Source organism: Bradyrhizobium sp. UFLA05-89 (genome assembly GCF_059803475.1).
In genome coordinates this window covers 1-2,612 of record NZ_JBANBA010000244.1, presented here as the reverse complement: position 1 = coordinate 2,612, position 2,612 = coordinate 1, and the positions used below count along the sequence as shown (strand labels likewise).

2 protein-coding genes are annotated in these 2,612 nt (G+C 64.9%); both read left to right on the top strand.

The window, feature by feature from the left end:
* Positions 1–349: 349 nt before the first annotated feature.
* Positions 350–1,222 carry a diaminopimelate epimerase gene (gene dapF, locus SO139_RS45990; protein WP_498542132.1) on the top strand — a complete coding sequence of 291 codons (873 nt, stop codon included), beginning with the start codon at positions 350–352 and terminating at the stop codon, positions 1,220–1,222.
* Positions 1,222–2,475, top strand: a complete 1,254-nt coding sequence (mtaB, locus tag SO139_RS45985; protein WP_449384687.1) for a tRNA (N(6)-L-threonylcarbamoyladenosine(37)-C(2))-methylthiotransferase MtaB — start codon at positions 1,222–1,224, stop codon at positions 2,473–2,475. The genes dapF and mtaB overlap by 1 nt, the downstream gene beginning before the upstream one ends.
* The last annotated feature ends 137 nt before the right edge of the window (positions 2,476–2,612 follow it).

Sequence of the window (2,612 nt, the reverse complement as noted above, 5' to 3'; positions counted from 1 at the left end):
GGCGGCCGGCGAGGGCGAGGTTGCCGGTGAGGGGCTTGCGGAGGCTGCCGGTGCCGGGGTCGGCGATTGGGCGAACGCGCCGGAGAGGCAGAGGGTAACGGCCGCTGCGGGGATCACCGCGGCCAGAAAAGGACGGAAAAAGCTCGTCATTGCGTGTCTCCCCAAGGCAAGTAAGGCCCTGCCCGCATTTCTTGCACCACGTGCGCGTCCCGGTTCGCGCGAACGCGCCTATCTAACACGCATGGCCCAAATTCGTCCCATGACAGATGCGTCATAGGGCACACGCGGCAAATGACTGGCCAACCGTCCCATGATCGCCATATAAGACAGGCGAAATTCAGGACATTTCATGAGCGCCCTCGCCAACCACGCATTTGCCAAGATGAACGGCATCGGCAACGAGATCGTCGTTGTCGACATGCGGGATTCGGCTGCCCCGGTCACGCCGGACGACGCGCGCGCGGTCGCCTCCGTGAAGGGTGTGCCCTACGACCAGCTCATGGTGCTGCAGAAGCCGCGGCTCGATGGCACCGAAGCCTTCATCCGCATCTACAACAATGACGGCTCGGAGGCCGGCGCCTGCGGTAACGGCATGCGCTGCGTGGTGCGTAGGATCTTCGAGACGACCAGGCAGACCACGGCGACGTTCGAAACCGCCGCGGGCCTTCTCAATTGCTGGCAGGGCCCCGCACCCGATCTCTATACCGTCGACATGGGTGCGCCGAAGTTCGGCTGGCAGGACATTCCGCTGGCGGAGGAGTTTCGCGACACCCGTTACATCGAGTTGCAGATCGGGCCGATCGACAAGCCGATCCTGCATTCGCCGTCGGCCGTGAGCATGGGCAATCCGCACGCGATCTTCTGGGTCGACGACGTCAACGCCTATGACCTCGGGCGCTTTGGACCGCTGCTGGAAAACCATCCGATCTTCCCCGAGCGCGCCAACATCACGCTCGCCCACATCGTCGATCGCGACCAAATCACGATCCGCACCTGGGAGCGCGGCGCAGGGCTTACGAAGGCCTGCGGCTCGGCGGCCTGCGCGACGGCGGTCGCAGCGGCGCGGCTGAAGCGCACCAACCGCAGCGTCGAGATCACGCTGCCCGGCGGCAAGCTCGGCATCGAATGGCGCGAGGGCGACGATCACGTGCTGATGACGGGCACCGCGACCTTCGAATATGAGGGCAATTTCGATCCGGCGCTGTTCGCCTCGGTCGCCTGATGGGCGTCGAGGTCGTAACCTTCGGCTGCCGTCTCAACGCCTTCGAGGCCGAGGTGATCCGCCGCGAGGCGGAAGGCGCAGGGCTTTCCGACACCATCGTCATCAATAGCTGCGCGGTCACCAACGAGGCAGTGGCGCAGGCCCGGCAGTCGATCCGTAAATTGAAGCGCGAGCGCCCCGGCGCACGCATTGTCGTCACCGGCTGTGCGGCGCAGACACAAAGCGACATGTTCGCTGATATGGCCGAGGTCGATCGCGTCGTCGGCAATGACGACAAGATGCACCCCAAAGCCTGGCGTGAGGCGCGTGCCGCGTTCGATATCGGCAACGGCGACAAGATCGCGGTCAGCGACATCATGGCGGTGAAGGCGATGGCGCCGCATCTGATCGACGGCTTTGCGAGCGGCCTGCCGCGCGTATTCGTGCAGGTGCAGAACGGCTGCGACCATCGCTGCACCTTCTGTATCATCCCGTTCGGTCGCGGCAATTCGCGTTCCGTGCCAATGGGCGCGGTGGTCGAGCAGGTGCGCGGGCTGACGGAGCGCGGCCATGCCGAGATCGTGCTGACCGGCGTCGATCTCACGAGCTACGGCGCCGACCTGCCGGGCGCGCCAAAACTCGGAATGCTGACGAAGCAGATCTTGCGGCATGTGCCGGAGCTGAAGCGCCTGCGCATCTCATCGATCGATTCGATCGAGGCAGATGGCGATCTGCTCGATGCCATCGCCGACGATGCGCGGCTGATGCCGCATCTGCATCTGTCGCTGCAATCCGGCGACGACATGATCTTGAAGCGGATGAAGCGGCGGCATTCGCGCCCGGACGCTATTGCGTTCTGCGAGCAGGTGCGCCGCCTGCGACCGGACATCGCGCTCGGCGCTGACATCATCGCGGGATTTCCGACCGAGACGGAAGAGATGTTTGCGCGCTCGCGCGATCTCGTCGAGGAATGCGGTCTCACCTTCCTGCACGTCTTTCCCTATTCGCCGCGCCCCGGCACACCGGCCGCGCGGATGCCGCAGGTCGCAGGCGCGGTGATCAAGGATCGCGCGAGACGGTTGCGTGCGGCAGGTGAAGCGGCGTTGCGGCGCAGGCTAAAGGCCGAGGTCGGCGCGAGCCGCGAGGTGCTGATCGAGAGCGCCAGCCAGGGGCGCACGGAGCACTATCTGCCGGTGGCGGTCGCTGGGGCAGCGGTGGGAAGTGTCGTGCCGCTTCAGGTCGTCGGTGAGGATGGCGAGCGGCTGACCACATAATCGCTGTCGTCGCCCGGCTCGACCGGGCGACCCGGTACGCCGCGGCTCCTCCGTATTCGTCGCTGTCTCTGGAATACTTGTATGGGCTTGGTCAAGGATGAGTGGTTGTTAGATCATTTCAGATCATCTCCTTGTTC

Excerpts from the sequence above, each read along its gene's own strand:
- mtaB (WP_449384687.1), top strand. The coding sequence starts at position 1,222 with ATGGGCGTCGAGGTCGTAACCTTCGGCTGCCGTCTCAACGCCTTCGAG.
- dapF (WP_498542132.1), top strand. The coding sequence starts at position 350 with ATGAGCGCCCTCGCCAACCACGCATTTGCCAAGATGAACGGCATCGGC.